Below are 17,798 nucleotides of genomic sequence, written 5' to 3'. Positions count from 1 at the left end.
TTCGAGCATACGAGTGCGCTGATCAACTCGGGCGGGCCCCGTCAGTGGAAGGCCAGCCACCCGATCCCCAGGGCGGACGTGAGGCCAGCGGCGGCTATGGCGGCCGGTCTGTTGCGGTGCAGGGCGAACCAGACCAGCGCGGCGGTCACGAGCACGGCCAAAGTGCCGATCGCGGCACGCAACAACCCTTGGCTGTAGCCGTATTCGTTGAAGTGACGGACAAGCCAGGCCAACCAGGCAATTCTCATGACGTTTCCCCCCAGGGCAGCTGGAAACCGGGCGGGTCACCCCTGTCGGCCGCGATGGTCAGTCGCGCACCGGTGCTCGCCCACCCGGCTCTTTGCCCGCAGCTTACTGATCGTTCCGGGCGCCCAGCCAGGGCCTGCCGTCAGGCGGCCCGGACACGCCGGCGCTGGGACAAGCGGCGAACCCGCCTCCCTGACAGGGGAGTTGTCAGAGGTACTCCTGGTACGCGTCCAGCGCCTTCAGCACCTCGGCCTCCCCCGCCGGCGGCAGCTGCACCACGACCTCCTCGATGCCGAGGCCGGCGTAGTGGGCGAGCTTGCCCGGGGTCGGGTGAACGGCGTAGGGGACGACCTGGAGGGCCTCGGGGTCACGGCCCGCTTCGGTCCAGGCCGTGCGCAGTCGCGGCAGGGATTCGGAGAGGCCGCGGCCGCCGATGGGCAGCCAGCCGTCCGCGTACTCGCAGATGTGGGCGAACAGCTTGGGCCCGGCGGCCCCGCCGAGCAGCGTGCGCGGGCCCACGACCGGGCCGCGCGGCTTGCGCACCGGCTTGGGATGGGCCTGACTGGCCCGGACACCGCCGAACTCCCCCTCGTACGCGACCGGTTCCTCCGACCACAGCGCCCGCATCAGCGCCATCCGGTCCCGGCCCAGCTCGCGCCGGGTGTGCCACCGTACGCCGTGGTCGGCGGCCTCCTCGACGTTCCAGCCGAAGCCGATCCCGAGGGTGAACCGGCCGCCGGACAGGTGGTCCAGGGTCGCGACCTGCTTGGCCAGGTCGATCGGATCGTGCTGGGCGACGAGCGTGATGCCCGTGCCGAGGCCGAGCCGCCCGGTGACGGCGGCGGCCTGGCCGAGCGCCACGAACGCGTCGAGGGTACGGCCGTACTCGCGCGGCAGCTCACCGCCCGCCGGGTACGGGGTGGTCCGCTCGACGGGGATGTGCGTGTGCTCGGGCAGATACAGCCCGGCGAAACCGCGGCCCTCCAGCTCCCGGGCGAGCCGGGTCGGGGTGATCGTCTCGTCGGTGAGGAAGATCGTTACGGCGATGCGCATGACGTATCCATACCCGAGGGACACCCAGGTGTCCATACCGACCGGTCGGCACTCATCCGGCCGTCGCGAGCGCCGCAGAGCCGGTTCCGGTCGCGGCCCGATGCGGCCGGCGCGGACGCGGGCCCTGGTCCGGCGGCTCCGGGCGCCGCGACCGCCAGACCCGGGCCGGCGGAAGGTTCGCCCGCACCGACCGCCGGGGGGGGAGAGACCAACGCCGGTCTCACCGCCTGAAGTCCCCGCCCCGCGCGGCCTGTTCCGCCGCTGCCCGCCGCCGCATCCCCTTCCCTTGTCCGCCGGTTCACGGCTCAATACAACGGTTGCACGCACCACCCCCGCACCACCCATGCCATGTCACCGACGACACCCTGGGAGCAGCAGCATGTGCGAGGACAACCACGGCGGGCTCGCCCGGCGCGCTCTGTTCGTGACGGGAGCCGCCGCCGCGCTTACGTTGGGAAGCGTGAGCTTCGCTTCAGCGGCAGACGGGGACCAGGAGACCAGAACGGTACGGGGCACCCTGCCGCCCGGCTCCCCCGACTTCGTGTACGTGCCCGTCGAGGTCCCGGCCGGGGTCCGGGAGATCAAGGTCGCCTACACCTACGACCGGCCGTCCGTCCCGGCCGGCACCACGGGCAACGCCCTCGACATCGGCGTCTTCGACGACCGCGGCACCGAGCTCGGCGGCCGGGGCTTCAGGGGCTGGTCGGGCGGGGCACGCACCGAGTTCTTCCTCCGCGCCGACGACGCGACGCCCGGCTACCTCCCGGGCCCGGTGCGCGAGGGCACCTGGCACATCGCGTTCGGCCCGTACACGGTCGCCCCGCAGGGCCTGTCGTACGAGATCACGATCACGCTGACGTACGGCGAGCCGGGCGAGGCCGTCGAGCCGGTCTATCCGCCCGAGCGGGCCAAGGGGCGGGGGCGTGCCTGGTACCGGGGTGACTGCCATCTGCACTCCTGGTACTCCGACGGCCGCCGCACCCCCGCCGAGATCGGGGCCCTGGCGCGGGCGGCGGGGCTGGACTTCATCAACTCCTCCGAGCACAACACGCACTCGGCGCACGCGCACTGGGCGGATGTGGCCGGGGACGACCTGCTGGTCATGCTGGGCGAGGAGATCACCACACGGAACGGGCACGTGGTGGCGCTCGGCACCGACCCGGGCACCTTCGTCGACTGGCGCTACCGTGCCCGCGACAACCGCTTCGGCCGGTTCGCCCGCCAGATCCGCCGCGCCGGCGGCCTGGTCGTCCCGGCCCATCCGCACGCGACCTGCGTCGGCTGCAACTGGAAGTTCGGCTTCGGCGAGGCGGACGCGGTGGAGGTGTGGAACGGCCCCTACACGCCCGACGACGAGGTGACGCTGGCCGACTGGGACAGCATGCTCGTGGCGTCCGTGCGGGGCGAACGCGGCTGGATCCCGGCGATGGGCAGCAGCGACGCCCACCGCGACCCGGACCCCGTCGGCAGCCCCCAGACGGTCGTCCTGGCCGACGACCTGACCCGTCAGGCGATCCAGGAGGGCATCCGGGCGGGACGGTCCTACATCGCCGAGTCCGCGCGGGTCGCGCTGTCGTTCCGGGCGTCCGGCGGACGCGGCGAGCACGCGGGAATCGGCGAGCGGCTCACCGTCGGCCGCGACACCCCGGTCACGGTCCGCCTGGAGGTCACGGGCGCCCCGCGCTGCACGGTCCGCTTCGTCACCGACCAGGGCGTGCTGCACACGAGCCCGCCGCTGCCGGTGGCGGGCGCGGGGGTCGTGGAGTGGCGCACGACGCCGTCGTACGCGGCGTACGTACGGGCCGAGGTACGACACGAGGCGGCGGCGGGACCGATCCCCGGGCCGCTGGCGGCGTTCACGAACCCGATTTTCCTGGGGCGTTAGCGACGTACCGGAACAGGTCCGGACTCCAGCGGTCGATCATCACAATGGCCGGCCGGCAGCCTGGACCGGTGCGCTGCTGGTGCCCGGCCGGGAGCGGTGATCAGATGTACATCCTGCCCGCAGCCGTGTGCGAAGGAGTCCCCCTGACGATGTCCCGCCTCGCCGATGTCAGGTTCCGTGCCGCCACGGCCTTCCAGCGCCGCATCAACCCGCTGCTGCGCCGCCTTCCGCTCCAGACGGTCATCGAGACGAAGGGGCGTGTGTCCGGGGTGCTCCGGCAGACGCCGGTGGGCGGGCGGCGTGACGGGGAGGTCTTCTGGCTGGTGTCGGAGTTCGGTGAGCGGTCGCAGTACGTCCGCAACATCCAGGCCGATCCGCGGGTGCGGGTGCGTATCCGGGGGCGGTGGTACGCGGGGACAGCCCGGCTGGTGCCGGACGACGATCCGGTGGCGCGGCTGCGGCGACTGCCCCGCTTCAACGGCCTGGGGGTGCGGGCGTTCGGGACGAATCTGCTGACGGTGCGGGTGGACCTGGACACCTGAGAGGCGTCAGCCCGGCCACACGATCGCCTGCACCTCGCTGTACGCGTGCAGGGCGTACGAGCCGACGTCCCTGCCGACCCCGCTCTTCTTGAAGCCGCCGAAGGGGGCCTCCATGTTGCGGCCGACGGTGTTGATCCCGACCCCGCCGGCCCGCAGCCGCCGCGCCACCCGGAAGGCGCGGGCCACGTCCCCCGACCAGACGTAGTCGATGAGGCCGTAGTCGGTGTCGTTGGCGAGGGCGATGCCCTCCTCCTCGTCGTCGAAGGGGATGACGACCACGACCGGGCCGAAGATCTCCTCGCGGGCCACGCGCATGTCGTTGGTGCCGTCGGCGAGGAGGGTCGGGGGGACGTAGAAGCCCGTGGGAAGGGCGGGACGTTCGCCGCCCGCCACCACCACCGCGCCTTCCTTCCGGCCCAGTTCGACGTACGACTCCACGCGGTCCCGGTGCGCCGCGGAGATCACCGGCCCCACCACCGTGTCCGGCTCTCCCGGGTCACCGACCTTCAACCGGTCGGCATATCCGGCCAGTTGCTCGACCAGACGGTCGTACACCCCGCGCTGCGCCAGCACCCGCGTAGGCGCCGTGCAGATCTGGCCGCTGTAGAAGGAGAAGGTGGTCCCGATCCCGGCCACGGCCGAGCGGATGTCGGCGTCGTCGAAGACGACCGCCGCCCCCTTCCCGCCCAGTTCCATCAACTGCCGTTTCATACCGCGTCCGCACACCTCGGCGATGCGCTGTCCGACGGCCGTCGAGCCGGTGAAGCTGACCATGTCGACGTCCGGCGACTCCACGGCCGCCTCACCGACCTCGGTCCGCGCTCCGCTGACCACGTTCACCACGCCCGGCGGCACGCCCGCCGCCTCCAGTGCCTCCGCCATCCGGTAGACCGACAGCGGGTCCTGGGGTGCCGGCTTCACCACGACCGTGTTGCCCATCGCCAGGGCGGGCGCGATCTTGCCGGCCGGGTTGGCCCAGGGGTTGTTGTACGAGGTGACGCAGGTGACGACCCCGACGGGCTGGCGTACGGCCAGAGCGCCCATCACGCCTGCCCTGCCCTCCCCCACTGCCTTAAGGGCGTGGGAGGTGCCCCCACGTCCGGCCTCGTTGATCTGCGGCGGGATGGTCCACTCGGCGGGCTCCACCCGCGCGTAGCGCCGGAAGCGGGCGGCGGCGACCCCGACCTGCATGGCGCGTGCGGTGGCCGTGGTCGCGCCGGTCTCCGCCCGGGCCAGCTCGGCGTACTCCTCGACACGGCCGCCGATGATCCGCGCCGCCCGGCCGAGGACCGCGGCCCGTTCCTCCGGCGAGGTACGTGACCACGGCCCGAAGGCCTCGCGGGCGGCGGCACAGGCCGCGAGCACCTGATCCCGCGAGGCCTCCGGCGCCCACCCGACGGTCTGTTCGGTCGCCGGGTCGATCACCTCGTAGTGCCCGCCGTCCGGCTCCGCCCAGGAGCCGCCGACGAACAACGCCTGGCGTGCCGTCATCCGTGCCGTCGCCCGTGTGGTCACCTGGTGCTCACCGTCTCCGTGTCCCGACCGGAACGCAGCACACGGCCCGGTACGGCACCCGTCACCACGTCGTCCCGGATCGTCTCGACGCCGTTGACCCACACGGCCCGTACGCCGAGCGCCCGGGAGTCCAGCCGCGGGCTGTCACCCGGCAGGTCGTGCACCAGGGTGGCCGGGCCCGCGTCGATCCGCTCCGGGTCGAACAGGACGAGGTCCGCATGCCAGCCCTCCCGCACCTGCCCCCGCTCCCGCAGGCCGAAGAGCCGGGCCGGATCGTCGGTCAGCATCTTCACCGCCTGCTCCAGACCGACCAGCTTCCGGCGCCGCAGACAGTCCCCGAGGAACCGGGTCGTGTACGGCGCCCCGCACATCCGGTCCAGATGCGCACCCGCGTCGGACCCGCCGAGCAGCACGTCCTCGTGCTGCCAGGTCTCCGCCCGCAGCGCCCAGGACGCCGGGTCGTTGTCGGTCGGCATCGGCCACAGGACGGTACGCAGCTCGTCGACGGCGCAGATCTCCACCAGGCACTCGAAGGGCTCCTGGCCGCGCTCCTCGGCGATGTCCTTCACCACGCGCCCGGTCAGCCCGGCGTTCGCGTCGCTGTAGGTGTCGCCGATGACGTACCGCCCGAAGTTCGAGAGCCGCCGGAAGACGCCCGCCTCCTTGGAGGTGGCCCGGCGCAGCAGCTCCGCCCGCACGGCCGGATCGCGCAGCTTCTCGATCCGCTCGGGCACGGGCAGCGCGAGCACCGGCCCCCACCCGGGGATCAGGTTCAGCGCACAGAACGTGCCCAGCGACATGTTCATCGGGGTGAGGATCGGCATGGTCAGCGCCACGACGCGGCCGCCCGCCTTCCGCGCCTGCTCGCTCGCCAGGAGCTGCCGGGGCACGCGCTCGGGGACGGCCGCGTCGACCGTCAGCACGTTCCAGTTCAGCGGCCGCCCCGCCACCGCGCTCATCTCCACGAACAGATCGATCTCGGCGTCGCTGAACTGATCCAGACAGCCCGCGACGATCGCCTCGATCTGCGTGCCCTCGTGCTCACCGACGGCCCGCGACAGGGCCAGCAGTTCCCGCGGCTTCGCGTGCCGGGAGGCGACCGGCTGCCCGTCGCCGTCCGAGTGGCTGGTCGACTGGGTGGTGGAGAACCCCCAGGCGCCGGCGTCCATGGCCTCGCGCAGCAACCGCACCATGTCGGCGAGCTGCTCCGCACTCGGCTGCCCGCCCACCGCCTCCGGCCCCATCACATACCGCCGCAGCGCACAGTGCCCCACCATGAACCCGGCGTTCACGGCGATCCGCCCCTCCAGGGCATCCAGATACTCCCCGAAGGACTGCCAACTCCAGGGCGCCCCCTCCTCCAACGCCACCAGCGCCATGCCCTCGACCTTGGACATCATGCGGCGGGTGTAGTCGGCGTCCTCGGGGCGGTCCGGGTTCAACGGCGCGAGCGTGAACCCGCAGTTGCCGCCCGCGACGGTGGTGACGCCGTGGTTGAGCGAGGGGGTGGCGTACGGGTCCCAGAAGAGCTGCGCGTCGTAGTGGGTGTGGGGATCGACGAAGCCGGGGGTGAGGACGAGGCCGGCGGCGTCTTCGGTGGTGCGGGCTTCCTCGGTGACCGTCCCGACGGTGGCAATACGACCGTCCCTGATGCCGACGTCAGCGGTGAAGGAGGGCGCCCCTGTCCCGTCCACGACGGTCGCGCCCTTGATGAGGTGATCGAGCATGAGCACTCAACTCCTTGAGTCCGTTGCCCTTCAGGGGCGCGGGGAACTGCGCGATCAGCCACAACGCGACCCGCACCCGCCGACGAACGATCAAGCCCCTTGACGGAACCGCGAAGTCCGATGCACAGGATCCGTATCGATCTTCGGAATCACGTACTCCCCGACCAACCGGATCGTCTGCAACGTCTCCTCCTTCGGCACCCCCACCGGCAACCCGAAACTCAACTGATCCGCCCCGGCCCGCTCCCACCGCTCACACTGCCGCAGCACCTCGTCCGGATCCCCGCAGATCAGCAACTCCTCCTCGATGAGCACCTCGATGAACTCCTCGGTGTACGCCGGCAGCGTCTCGGGCCACACCGGAAACCCCTCGGGCCGGGGAAACGTGTCGTGGTACCGGAACACCAGCGACGGCAGGTAATGGAGCCCACCACTCGCCGCGATCCGCACGGCCTCCGCATGCGTCGGCGCACAGATCGCCGTGGTCGTCACCATCACGTTGTCGTTGACGAAGTCACCCACAGGCTCCGCGTCCACCACCGCCGTCTTGTACTGCTCCAGCACCCACTCCATGTCGGAGACCTTCTGCACGCTGAAGCCGAGCACGCCGAGCCCCTTCCTCGCGGCCATGGCGTACGACGGCGGCGACCCGGCCGCGTACCACATCGCCGGGTGGGACTTCCCGTACGGCTTCGGCAGGATCTTCCTCGGCGGCAGCGACCAGTGCTTGCCCTGGAAGCCGGCGTACTCGTCCTGAAGCCACATCTTGGGGAACTCGGCGATGGTCTCTTCCCAGAGTTCCTTGGTGTGGTTCATGTCGGTGATCCCCGGCAGGAAGCCCAGGATCTCGTGCGACCCCGCACCCCGCCCGCTGCCGAACTCGAACCGCCCCTCGCTGAGATGGTCGAGCATGGCGACCTTCTCTGCGACCTTCACCGGGTGGTTGACCGGGGCGAGCGGGTTGAAGATCCCCGAGCCGAGATGGATCCGCTCGGTGGCGTGCGCCAGGTACCCGAGGAAGACGTCGTTGGCGGAGAGGTGCGAGTACTCCTCCAGGAAGTGGTGCTCGGAGGCCCAGGCGTACTTGAAGCCCGACTTGTCCGCCTGGATGACGTACTCGGTCTCCTCCATCAGCGCCTTGTGTTCGGCGAGCGGGTCGGTCTCGGCCCGCTTGCCCACGTATCCCTGTACGAAGAGCCCGAATTCCACGGAGATCCACCGCCCCACGGTCACTTCTGACGAGCCGTCAGATTCATGGCTCCGACTGTTCCACCGGCCCCCGGGAGCGTCAATAGCTGACGCCCCGTCCGCTCGCTGAAGGTCGTTCAGATGACACTGACGCCCGCCAGCCACCCGCCGTCGATCACGAACGGCTGCCCCGTGATGTACGACGAGTCCTCGCAGGTGAGGAACAGGGCGAGCCTGGCCACCTCCTCCGGCTGCCCGACCCGCCCCAGCGGCACGAGCTTGCGGTAGAGCCGGTCGAGACCCTTCGCCGTCTCCTCCAGGTCGGCGTCCGGGTCCAGGCGCGCCGGGTTGGACATCGCCGTGTCGATGGCGCCCGGGCAAACGGCGTTGACTCGTATCCCCCGCCCGGCCAGCTCCAGCGCGGCCACCCTGGTGAGGCCGAGGACGGCGTGTTTGGTCGCCGCGTACGCACCCACCGCCGCCATCCCGGTCAGGCCGGTGTAGGAGGCGGTGTTGACGATGGTGCCCCCGTCGGCCATCTCCGGGGCGACCGCCCTGATGCCGAGGAAGCAGCCCACCTGGTTGACCTGGACGACCTGCATGAACTCGTCGAGCGGTGTGTCGAGGAGGGAGTTGAAGCGCAGGATGCCGGCGTTGTTGACCAGCCCGTCGACATGACCGTAGGCGTCCTTGGCGGTGGCGACGGCGGCCTGCCAGTCGTCCTCCCGGCCCACGTCGAGATGGACGTACCGGGCGCCGATCTCCTTCGCGAGGGCCTCGCCCTGGTCGTCGAGGACGTCGGCGACGACCACCCGTGCGCCCTCGGCGGCGAACAGCCGGGCCTCCTGCTCGCCCTGGCCGCGCGCGGCGCCGGTGACGATGACGACCCGTCCGTCGAGCTTGCCCATGGATCTCCTCACAGGTGGGGGGCGACCTCGGCGCCGAACGCCGCGATCTGGTCGGTGAGTTCGGTCCGGCTCCGGCTGCGGAACCGCACCTGGATCTGGTGCACGCCCATCGCCCGGTAGGCCCGCAGCGACTCGGCGAGCTCCTGTGGAGTGCCGGTGAGGGTCCTGCGGCCCACGTACCAGCGGGGCGAGCCGACGTACAGCGGCTCGCTGATGGCGCCCACGGTGAACGCGCCCTGGACACCTGCCTCTTCGCGCAGCTCCCGTATCCGTGTGATCTGCGCGGGCAGCCGGTCCCTCGGATCCCCCTGCGGCAGCCAGCCGTCGCCCTTGAGCGCGGCCCGTCGTACGGCGGCGGGCGAGGAGCCGCCGACCCACAGCGGGACGCGGTCCTGCGCCGGGCGGGGCCGCTGGCCGAGTCCCTCGAAGTCGTACAGCTTGCCGTGGTGTTCGGGGAACTCGTCGGGTCCGAGGGCGGCCCGCAGGGCGTCGAGGCACTCGTCGAGCACCGCGCCGCGCTGCCGGAAGTCCACCCCCAGGGCCTCGAACTCCTCCTGGACGTGTCCGGCACCGACCCCGAGGAGCAGCCGGCCTCCGCTGAGGTGGTCGAGCGTGGCGTACTGCTTGGCGGTGAGCAGGGGGTGCCGCAGCCCGACGACCGCGACATGGCTGAGCAGCCGGACGCGTTCGGTGGCGGCGGCCAGGAAGGCGAGCGTGGCGACGGGGTCGTACCAGATGGTGCTCATCGCGGCGGCCAGCCGGCGCGGGATGCCGACGTGGTCGCAGCTCGCCAGGTAGGCGAAGCCGGACCGGTCGGCGGCGCGGGCGATGTGCAGCAGGTCCTCGGGACCGGCCTCCGCCTCCCAGGGCTCGGCGTAGAGGGTGCTCTGCGACTGGACGGGAAGCTGCATCCCGTACCGCAGGCTCACCGGACGCCACCACCCGGCCACAGCCCCTCGTCCGTGAGTCCGAGCAGCTCGATGGCGTTCCCCCGCACGATCCGCTCCACGACCTCAGGCGCCAGGTGCCCCATCTGCGCCTCGCCGACCTCGCGGGACTTGGGCCAGGTGCTGTCGGAGTGCGGGTAGTCGGTCTCGTAGAGCACGTTCCCGACGCCGATGGAGTCGAGGTTGCGCAGCCCGAAGGCGTCGTCGAAGAAGCAGCCGTAGACGTGCTCGGCGAAGAGCTCGGACGGCGGCCGGTGCACCTTGTCGGCGACGCCGCCCCAGCCCCGGTTCTCCTCCCAGACCACGTCGGCCCGCTCGAGGATGTAGGGGATCCAGCCGATCTGCCCCTCGGCGTACATGACCTTGAGGCCGGGGAACTGCTCGAACTTGCCGCTCATCAGCCAGTCGACCATCGAGAAGCAGCAGTTGGCGTAGGTGATGGTGGAGCCGACGGCGGGCGGGGCGTCGGCGGAGGTGGAGGGCATACGGCTGGAGGAGCCGATGTGCATGGCGACGACCGTGCCGGTCTCGGCGCAGGCGGCGAGGAAGGGGTCCCAGCCGTCGGTGTGGATGGAGGGGAGCCCGAGGTAGGGCGGTATCTCGGAGAAGGCGACGGCGCGGGCCCCGCGCGCGGCGTTGCGCCGGACCTCGGCCGCCGCGAGCTCCGCGTCCCACAGCGGTATGAGGGGCAGGGGGATGAGCCGCCCGTGCGCTTCCGGGCCGCACCACTCCTCCAGCATCCAGTCGTTGTAGGCACGGACGCAGAGCAGGCCCAGTTCGTGGTCCTTGGCCTCGGTGAAGGTCTGGCCGCAGAAGCGCGGGAAGGTCGGGAAGCACAGGGCGGACTGGACGTGGTTGACGTCCATGTCGGCGAGCCGGGCGGGGACGTCGTAGGAGCCGGGCCGCATCTGCTCGTACGTGATGACTTCGAGGCGTATCTCGTCCCTGTCGTACCCCACGGCGGTGTCGAGGCGGGTCAGGGGCCGGCGGAGGTCTTCGTAGACCCACCAGTCACCGACCGGGCCGTCGTCGCCGGGCTGTCCCATCACGGGCTTGAAGCGGCCGCCGAGGAAGGTCATCTCCTTCACGGGCGCACGGACGATCCGGGGTCCGACGTCCCGGTACTTCTCCGGAAGCCGGTCCTGCCAGACGGTCGCGGGCTCCACGGTGTGGTCGTCCACGGAGATGATCAGCGGAAACGAGCTGTCGTGGGTGTCCATGGCGCTCACGGTAGCGCCGATCTGACGGATCGTCAGCTACAAGTTCCGGGCGACTGGGCAACTGGGCGACGATGCGACTGGCGCGTTCGGGCGCCGCCCTCTCCCAGCCACCTGGGCCTACCGCTGATCCGCTGGCCCATACGCTCCGATCCCCCTCCATCCTTAGTTCGAGACGATCAGGGCCGCCCGAATCTCCGAGATCATCCGGTCGGGCTCCCGGAACACGTCCTGGGCGGTGAAGCGCAGCAGACCGCGCACCTCGGGGCACTGGAGGACCTGATTGAAGCGGGAGACGTCCCTCCGGTGCGCCTCGCGGGTGCCGTGGTAGGCGTAGCCCTCGATCTCGACCGCCAGCCCTTCACGCCGGAAGAGGAAGTCGAGGACGACTCGGCGACCGAGCGGGGTGAACAGTTCGATCTGGCTCTCGGGCCGGAGGCCGGAGTCGGCCATGCGCAGGCGGGCGATGGTCTCGGCCGGCGACCCGGCCCGGGGATCGCACAGTCCGAGCCGGCGGCGGGCCCTCGCCGACCCCTGCGAAGGGACAGCCAGCGCCGCCGCCACCGCGTCCAGCTTGGCGACCGGTGCCCTGCGCGCCCCGCCGACCCGGCGGTGGGTCACCGCCGACTCCAGGGCGACGATCGCGTCGTCCCTCGGCAGGGAGCGAAGCAGGTCGGTGAGGGTCCGTACGGGGCTTGTGATCCGCAGGCCATATCGCAGCGCCACGTCGCCGGGGTCGAGGAGCATCCGGCGCACGCGCACGTCCTGGGCCTTGCCCCGGAAGCTGAGTGCGGGGTCGAAGAACTCCAAGGGCGCTTTCGCGGTCGCGGCGAGCGTCTCGATCCGCCAGAGGGCGGCAGCGGAGGAGTGACTCACGACGAGCCGCTGGTTGAGAAGCTGGACGGCTCTGAGCCGGGTGGGCAGATCAGCGGCTTGCCCCGGCTCCACCCAGGCCCCCGCCTGAAGCCGCCCCCAGCCCTCCGACCGGAGAGCACGGGTGAGACTGCGCCGGGGCCACCCGGACTCCAGGGCACGGCACGTCAGCAGCACGCCACCCTGCGCCAGCTCCCGCAACGCCCTTCGTTCGTCCATGCCGCCAAGATCGCAGGAATCCGGCACGGGTTGGCGGCCTGTGGATAACTCCCGGGGCGAGTCAGCCCTTCAGGGAGGTGAGGAAGGCCGTCCAGGCGGGGGCCCGGAAGAGAAGCACCGGGCCGGCGTCCGACACCTTCGAGTCACGCACCGGTATCACGCCCGAGAGCCCGTCCGCGGCCTCGACGCACTCGCCGCCACTGCCATTGCTGTAGCTGCTCTTGCGCCACACAACCGCACCCAGGTCATCTGCGGTGATTGCCATGTCGGTAGTCCTCTGCCGCTTGTTCGATCATGGTCAGGGACGCCTCCGGCGGGAGTGCCGCGGCCCTGAGCAGATCGTACGACCTGCGGTAGTTCTTCACGAGGGCCGGATAATCGATGAGTTGGCCATTGTGGAGACCTTCCGTATAGGCCACCGGCGGGGCGTCCGGGAAGGTCATGATCCGCATCATGCCCATCATGAACGGGTGGGCGTGCGCCGTTTCCGGGACGATCTGCAGAACACCCTGCGTGGAGCGGACCACGTGCGCGATGTGCTCCAGTTGCGCGGCCATCTCCGCCGGGGGCAGCAAGGCCTTGTGGACCAGCCCTTCGTGCAGGATCGCCCAGAACGCCGGGCGCTCCTCGCCCGCCCAGATCTCCGCGCGCTCCAGGCGGGCACGGACCTGCCTGTCGACCGTCTCGGGGGCGAGCCACGGCAGCGACGTGTGGACCACCGCCTCCGCGTAGGCCTTGGTCTGCAACAGGCCGGGCACCAGCATCGGGGCCCAGTCCTCGATCGTCTCCGCGTGCCGCTCCATCTCCGCCACGTCGGCGAAGTACTCGGCATGGCCCGACTGCCGGGCCTTGCGGGCGTCTTCGCAACGCCGCTCGAAGAAGCCGTCCGTCTTCAGCACCTTGTCGACGTGCCGGGCCAGATCCAGCGGCATGCGCCGCTCGCCGCGCTCGATCTGGCTCAGGAACGGCACGCCGCGGAAGCTCCCTTCGGCCAGCTGCTCCAGGGTCAGGCCCGCGAGCTCCCGCTGGTAGCGCAACTCGGCGCCGTAGAAGGAGGGAACGTTGGCCGACGCGTCGGGGTCCTTGCGTGGGGGCACAGCTCATCACCGCCGTTTGCCAGTTGCTCTTGCGCAGTCGAAAGCCTCCCCACGGTAGGGGACTTGGCGGCACTGTGTGACTGATTCGTCACAGAACGCATGTGAACACGGGAAAGGCCCCTCATGCGCAACGCTCACCCCGCCATCGCGACCACCAGTACCCTCTTCGCCGCCTCGCCCGACGACGCGGACCGGTGCGTGGACGACCTGAAGTCCGCCCTTTCCGTGCACGGCATCACGCTTCCGTCCCTGCGCGTCGAAGTACCGACGTTCGCGGGGGCGCACGGTGGGACAGCAGGGCTGGTCACGCTCGGCAACTGCAACACCGAGACGGCACGCCGGCTGATCGGCGTGTTGTGGGGAACCGGCCGGGCCGACGCATCCGTGCTGCTGGATCTCGGGCTGGCCGTCGCACCCGAGGTCGTACCCGAGTTGCGCCGCACTCTGCGCGCATGTCTGGGTGGGCCCTGCGCCGATGTGCAGTTGTGCGTCACGGAACTGGTCGGCAACGTCATCCGGCACGTCGGGGAGGGCGCCCCGGTGAGGGTTCGTGTGACTCGCTCCGGCGGCCGGACCCGCGTCGAGGTCAGCGACCCCGACCCCCGCGGCCTGCCCGTCCTCCGGCACGCCGGTGCCGATGACGAGACCGGGCGCGGCCTGGCCCTTCTCGGCGCGGTGGCGTTGCGGTGGGGCGTCGAGCAGGGGGAGGCGGGCAAGACGGTCTGGTGTGAGCTGGCGGGAGACGAGCCCGCGGGAACCAGATGAGCGGTTCCGGACATGCATCGGCCGCGACGGCTCCCCCTCCGCGCCGCCGCGGCCGAACCCCGTGTGGTTGTGGCTTACTTCGTCGGCTTGAAGGGCTCCGACGTGGCGTGCATGTCCTTCGTCTCGAGCGGCTCGTCGGTGGCGTGCATGTCCTGCTTCTTCACCGCGCCCTCGTCCGTGGCGTGCGGGTCCTCCGTCGACACCTCGCCGGCCTTCGCGTCCGTCGCGTGCAGGTCCTGCGGCTTGAGCTCGTCGCCCATGATCGTCAACTCTCCTTGGCGTGGGTCGAGTACTGAGGTCCGCGGGCCCGCCCGGTCACTCCCCCGAGGGTGGCCGGGCGGGCCCGCCCGGGCCGTTCACCCTAGTGCTGAGGTGCGCGGCCCAGTGAGTGACCCGTCTGCCCCCCGACGCGACGGATCGACTACGTCAAGCATGGCGTGGAGCGATAAACGAACGATGAACGCGCCGACCGAGCCGGCGGCCCGGCCTCAGGCCGCCCGCACCGGGGACAGCAACGCGCGCACCTCGGCGGCCTCGGGCGCGCCCAGCTCCTCGTAGATCCCGGCCGCTTCCTGCCAGCAGACCTGGGCCCTGCCCGTCTGCCCTATGCCGCTGAGCGCCCGGCCGAGGACGGTGAGGACGTTGCCACGCCGCCACTCCCCGCCGATGCCGCGGAGCACGGTGAGGGCCCTCTCGGCATTCGAGGCGGCCTGCGCGGGGCGGCGGGCGGCGAGATCCAGCTCGGCCAGCCGGAACAGGCTCATGCCCTCCCAGAGGCGCTGCCTGCTGTCGCGGAACACCTCCACCGCTTCCTGGAGCCGGTCGGCCGCGTTGCCCAGCTCACCGCTCTGGGTGAGGGCGAGGCCGAGCGCGTAGCGGGCGTTGGCCCCGCGCAGGGAGTTGCCCATGGCGTCGTAGATGGCGATGCCCTCCTGGGCCAGCGCGACCGCGCTCTGGGTCCGCCCGGTCGCGAGATGGATCCGGGACAGGTTGCACAGCGCGGCGGCCTCGCCGGGCCGGTTGTCCAGGGCCCGGAAGTGCTCGATGGCCCGGGAGAGGTGTTCCTCGCCGTCCTCGTGCCGGTTCTGGTACAGCGCGATGATGCCGCGCGCGTTGCGGGCCCAGCAGACGGGCAGCAGGTCGTCGGCCTCCTGGGCGAGGAGGATGGCCCGTTCCGCCTCCTGGTCCGCCCGCTCGAAACGGCCGCTCACATGGTGGACGCTGACGAGCGTCGTCAGCGCCCGGGCCTCCGCCCGCCCCAGGCCGTGCAGCCGGGCCGCCTCCAGGAGCGCCGTGGCCGTCGCCTCGTACTCCCTGGAGTTGGCGCCCGACTCGGAGAGGTCGTGCGCGGCCCACAGCAGATCGATCGCCCGGGGAAGCGTCTCCGGCTGCCCCGCGGACTGCCGTACGCACGCGAGGACGCAGATGGCCTCCGCGTACAGCCAGTCCTGCGCCGCGTGCCGGTCGTCGAACCGCAGCCCCGGATAGGCGGTCGGCTCCAGATGGTCCACCAGCCGGTCACCGGGCCGCTCGATCGCGTACACCCCGGCCGCGGACGCCAGATAGAAGTCCAGCAGCCGCGACACCGCCGCCGTGCGCTCGCTCGGCGGCCACTCGTCGCGTTCCGCGCACGCACGCGCGTAGAGCCGTACGAGATCGTGGAAGCGGTAGCGGCCGGGGGCCGCCGACTCCAGCAGGGACGTGTCGACGAGGGACTCCAGGAGGTCCTCCGTGTCCTCGACGGGCAGGTCCAGGACCGCCGCCGCGGCCGGGAGGGAGATGTCCGGGCCGTCGGCCAGGCCCAGCAGGCGGAAGGCGCGGGCCTGGGCGGGCTCCAGCTGGCCGTAGCCCAGCTCGAAGGTGGCCTTCACGGCCAGGTCGCCGGCCTGGAGTTCGTCGAGGCGGCGGCGTTCGTCGGCGAGCTTCGCCGCGAGGACCGACACCGTCCAGGTACGGCGGGCCGCCAGCCGGGACGCCGCGATGCGGATCGCCAGCGGCAGGAAACCGCAGGCCGCCACCACGTCCAGGGCGGCCTTCCGCTCGGACGCCACCCGCTCCTCGCCCACGATCTTCGTGAACAGCGCCAGCGCCTCGTCCGGGGACATCACGTCCAGGTCGACCAGGTGGGCGCCCGCCAGGTCCACCATCCGCACCCGTGAGGTGACCAGCGCGGCGCAGCCGTCCGTGCCGGGCAGCAGGGGGCGTACCTGGGCGGCGTCGCGGGCGTTGTCCAGCAGCACCAGGACACGGCGTCCCGCCAGGACGGAGCGGTACAGGGCCGCGCGCTCCTCCAGGGAGTCGGGGATCGCCGAGTCGGCCGTGCCGAGCGCGCGCAGGAACGAGCCGAGGACCGTCTCCGGCTCCGCCGACCGGGCGCCCGCGCCCTGGAGGTCGACGTACAACTGCCCGTCCGGGAACGCCGCGCGCGCCTGGTGGGCCACGTGCACGGCGAGGGTCGTCTTGCCCACGCCGCCGATCCCGGCCAGGGCCGAGACCGCCATGACGCGGCCCTCGGCGGCGGTCATGATGTCGCCGAGCTCGCGCACGAAGGCGGAGCGGCCGGTGAAGTCCGGCACCGTCGCCGGCAGCTGGGCCGGGCGGACCGGGACGGAGGCGGGCTCGGCGGCCGGGGAGGAGGGCTCCGCGAGTCCCGGGTCCGCCTGGAGGATGCGCTGCTGCAGTTCGCGCAGGCCGGGGCGCGGGTCCACCCCCAGTTCGTCGGCGAGCAGGCGCCGCGTGTCGGCGTACACCGCGAGGGCCTCCGCCTGCCGGCCGCTGCGGTACAGCGCCAGCATCAGCAGCTCGCGGAGCCGTTCGCGCAGGGGATGGTCGGCGGTGAGGGCCGTGAGCTCCGAGACGGCCTCCGCGTGGCAGCCCTGCTCCAGGTCCATGTCCAGGCGGGATTCGACGAGCTGGAGCCGCCATTCCTCCAGACGGACGCGCTGCGCCTCGGCGTACGGGCCCGGTACGCCCGCGAGGGCCTCCCCGTCCCACAGGGCGAGGGAGCGCCGCAGGGTGTCGCGGGCGTGGCAGAGGTCGCCCGCCGACCGGGCCTTCTCCGCCTCGGTCGCGAGGTCCTGGGCGACGGCCAGGTCGAGGGCGCCCTCGGCGAGGCCGCGCACCGCGTAGCCGCCGGACTCGCTGACCAGGACGCCCGGGTCCAGCACCTTGCGCAGGCGGGAGGCGTACGTCCGCAGCGCCGCCAGGGCCTGCGAGGGCGGTTCCTCGCCCCACAGGGCGTCGATCAGCTCCGCCGCGGTGGCCGTACGGCCCTCGCGCAGCAGCAGGGCGGCGAGCAGGGCGCGTTGCTGGGGGGAGCCGGTGGTGATCGGCTCGTCGCCGCGCGAGGCGCGCACCGGTCCGAGCACGCTGAAGCGCAGCGTCGTCGAGGCCACCGGATCCTCCGACTTCGGCGACTCCGGTGACTTCGACGCGGAGTCGGGACGCCGCTGCTCCGGTACGCGCGGCACACCGTCCGGTACACCGTCCATGCAGTCCCCCTAGACATCCTGAGCAACCACGCCAGTTTGCCTTGTGCGCGGCGGATACGTCAGCCGTGGGAGACACCGATCACAGGGCGACGCACGGGAGTCCACAAGGTCCGCACACTCTCTCC

16 protein-coding genes are annotated in these 17,798 nt (G+C 71.7%); 3 read left to right on the top strand and 13 right to left on the bottom strand.

Annotated features, from left to right (window positions below; genetic code table 11):
* Window positions 1–41: 41 nt before the first annotated feature.
* Both OG542_RS23170 and OG542_RS23165 read right to left on the bottom strand, forming a co-directional pair.
* Window positions 42–248: a hypothetical protein gene (locus tag OG542_RS23170; protein WP_328413503.1), complete on the bottom strand. Its 207-nt coding sequence runs from the start codon at window positions 246–248 to the stop codon at window positions 42–44.
* Window positions 249–453: 205 nt separating this feature from the next.
* A complete protein-coding gene (locus tag OG542_RS23165; protein WP_328413502.1) occupies window positions 454–1,299 on the bottom strand; it encodes an LLM class F420-dependent oxidoreductase in 846 nt (281 codons plus the stop codon).
* A 379-nt stretch (window positions 1,300–1,678) separates the two neighbouring features.
* Between OG542_RS23165 and OG542_RS23160 the strand changes: the two genes are divergently transcribed.
* On the top strand, window positions 1,679–3,184 hold the full coding sequence (locus tag OG542_RS23160; protein WP_328413501.1) for a CehA/McbA family metallohydrolase: 1,506 nt from the start codon (window positions 1,679–1,681) through the stop codon (window positions 3,182–3,184).
* Between the two features lie 149 nt (window positions 3,185–3,333).
* Window positions 3,334–3,726, top strand: a complete 393-nt coding sequence (locus tag OG542_RS23155) for a nitroreductase/quinone reductase family protein (RefSeq protein ID WP_328413500.1) — start codon at window positions 3,334–3,336, stop codon at window positions 3,724–3,726.
* 6 nt (window positions 3,727–3,732) lie between these two features.
* On the opposite strand, the gene OG542_RS23150 is transcribed toward OG542_RS23155, so the two are convergent.
* The 9 genes from OG542_RS23150 to OG542_RS23110 all read right to left on the bottom strand — a co-directional run bounded on the left by OG542_RS23150 (window position 3,733) and on the right by OG542_RS23110 (window position 13,417).
* Window positions 3,733–5,217: an aldehyde dehydrogenase family protein gene (locus OG542_RS23150; RefSeq protein ID WP_328418061.1), complete on the bottom strand. Its 1,485-nt coding sequence runs from the start codon at window positions 5,215–5,217 to the stop codon at window positions 3,733–3,735.
* A gap of 20 nt (window positions 5,218–5,237) precedes the next feature.
* A complete protein-coding gene (locus tag OG542_RS23145; protein ID WP_328413499.1) occupies window positions 5,238–6,968 on the bottom strand; it encodes an N-acyl-D-amino-acid deacylase family protein in 1,731 nt (576 codons plus the stop codon).
* 90 nt (window positions 6,969–7,058) lie between these two features.
* The gene (locus OG542_RS23140) at window positions 7,059–8,177 is read right to left on the bottom strand and encodes an LLM class flavin-dependent oxidoreductase (protein WP_328348038.1); all 1,119 of its coding nucleotides are present in this window, start codon (window positions 8,175–8,177) and stop codon (window positions 7,059–7,061) included.
* A 116-nt stretch (window positions 8,178–8,293) separates the two neighbouring features.
* Window positions 8,294–9,064 (bottom strand): SDR family NAD(P)-dependent oxidoreductase, encoded by a 771-nt coding sequence (locus tag OG542_RS23135; protein ID WP_328413498.1) that lies wholly within the window; start codon window positions 9,062–9,064, stop codon window positions 8,294–8,296.
* Between the two features lie 8 nt (window positions 9,065–9,072).
* Window positions 9,073–9,975, bottom strand: coding sequence for a TIGR03619 family F420-dependent LLM class oxidoreductase (locus OG542_RS23130; protein WP_328413497.1), 903 nt, complete (start codon window positions 9,973–9,975; stop codon window positions 9,073–9,075).
* Window positions 9,976–9,989: 14 nt separating this feature from the next.
* A complete protein-coding gene (locus tag OG542_RS23125; protein WP_328413496.1) occupies window positions 9,990–11,231 on the bottom strand; it encodes an amidohydrolase family protein in 1,242 nt (413 codons plus the stop codon).
* 162 nt (window positions 11,232–11,393) lie between these two features.
* Window positions 11,394–12,320: an endonuclease domain-containing protein gene (locus tag OG542_RS23120; protein ID WP_328413495.1), complete on the bottom strand. Its 927-nt coding sequence runs from the start codon at window positions 12,318–12,320 to the stop codon at window positions 11,394–11,396.
* A 61-nt stretch (window positions 12,321–12,381) separates the two neighbouring features.
* Window positions 12,382–12,585: a DUF397 domain-containing protein gene (locus tag OG542_RS23115; RefSeq protein ID WP_328413494.1), complete on the bottom strand. Its 204-nt coding sequence runs from the start codon at window positions 12,583–12,585 to the stop codon at window positions 12,382–12,384.
* Window positions 12,566–13,417 (bottom strand): helix-turn-helix domain-containing protein, encoded by an 852-nt coding sequence (locus OG542_RS23110; protein ID WP_328413493.1) that lies wholly within the window; start codon window positions 13,415–13,417, stop codon window positions 12,566–12,568. Before OG542_RS23110 ends, OG542_RS23115 begins: the two co-directional genes overlap by 20 nt.
* A gap of 123 nt (window positions 13,418–13,540) precedes the next feature.
* On the opposite strand from OG542_RS23110, the gene OG542_RS23105 reads away from it, so the two are divergent.
* Window positions 13,541–14,182 carry an ATP-binding protein gene (locus tag OG542_RS23105; protein WP_328413492.1) on the top strand — a complete coding sequence of 214 codons (642 nt, stop codon included), beginning with the start codon at window positions 13,541–13,543 and terminating at the stop codon, window positions 14,180–14,182.
* A gap of 74 nt (window positions 14,183–14,256) precedes the next feature.
* Here OG542_RS23105 and OG542_RS23100 read toward each other — a convergent pair whose 3' ends face one another.
* Entirely contained in the window at window positions 14,257–14,442 is a 186-nt protein-coding gene (locus tag OG542_RS23100) for a hypothetical protein (RefSeq protein WP_328413491.1), read from the bottom strand.
* Window positions 14,443–14,670: 228 nt separating this feature from the next.
* The gene (locus tag OG542_RS23095) at window positions 14,671–17,673 is read right to left on the bottom strand and encodes an AfsR/SARP family transcriptional regulator (RefSeq protein WP_328413490.1); all 3,003 of its coding nucleotides are present in this window, start codon (window positions 17,671–17,673) and stop codon (window positions 14,671–14,673) included.
* Window positions 17,674–17,798: the final 125 nt, after the last annotated feature.

The organism is Streptomyces violaceus (assembly GCF_036014075.1).
Classification (GTDB): Bacteria; Actinomycetota; Actinomycetes; order Streptomycetales; family Streptomycetaceae; genus Streptomyces; species Streptomyces violaceus.
The sequence above is the reverse complement of the archived record's forward strand: the minus strand, read 5'-3'. Positions and strand labels throughout refer to the sequence as shown.

Bases quoted from the DNA above. Each gene is read 5' to 3' on its own strand.
- OG542_RS23145 (WP_328413499.1), bottom strand. From the start codon at position 6,968: ATGCTCGATCACCTCATCAAGGGCGCGACCGTCGTGGACGGGACAGGG.
- OG542_RS23100 (WP_328413491.1), bottom strand. From the start codon at position 14,442: ATGGGCGACGAGCTCAAGCCGCAGGACCTGCACGCGACGGACGCGAAG.
- OG542_RS23120 (WP_328413495.1), bottom strand. From the start codon at position 12,320: ATGGACGAACGAAGGGCGTTGCGGGAGCTGGCGCAGGGTGGCGTGCTG.
- OG542_RS23135 (WP_328413498.1), bottom strand. From the start codon at position 9,064: ATGGGCAAGCTCGACGGACGGGTCGTCATCGTCACCGGCGCCGCGCGC.
- OG542_RS23165 (WP_328413502.1), bottom strand. From the start codon at position 1,299: ATGCGCATCGCCGTAACGATCTTCCTCACCGACGAGACGATCACCCCG.
- OG542_RS23105 (WP_328413492.1), top strand. From the start codon at position 13,541: ATGCGCAACGCTCACCCCGCCATCGCGACCACCAGTACCCTCTTCGCC.
- OG542_RS23115 (WP_328413494.1), bottom strand. From the start codon at position 12,585: ATGGCAATCACCGCAGATGACCTGGGTGCGGTTGTGTGGCGCAAGAGC.
- OG542_RS23160 (WP_328413501.1), top strand. From the start codon at position 1,679: ATGTGCGAGGACAACCACGGCGGGCTCGCCCGGCGCGCTCTGTTCGTG.
- OG542_RS23170 (WP_328413503.1), bottom strand. From the start codon at position 248: ATGAGAATTGCCTGGTTGGCCTGGCTTGTCCGTCACTTCAACGAATAC.
- OG542_RS23150 (WP_328418061.1), bottom strand. From the start codon at position 5,217: ATGACGGCACGCCAGGCGTTGTTCGTCGGCGGCTCCTGGGCGGAGCCG.
- OG542_RS23130 (WP_328413497.1), bottom strand. From the start codon at position 9,975: ATGCAGCTTCCCGTCCAGTCGCAGAGCACCCTCTACGCCGAGCCCTGG.
- OG542_RS23155 (WP_328413500.1), top strand. From the start codon at position 3,334: ATGTCCCGCCTCGCCGATGTCAGGTTCCGTGCCGCCACGGCCTTCCAG.
- OG542_RS23095 (WP_328413490.1), bottom strand. From the start codon at position 17,673: ATGGACGGTGTACCGGACGGTGTGCCGCGCGTACCGGAGCAGCGGCGT.
- OG542_RS23125 (WP_328413496.1), bottom strand. From the start codon at position 11,231: ATGGACACCCACGACAGCTCGTTTCCGCTGATCATCTCCGTGGACGAC.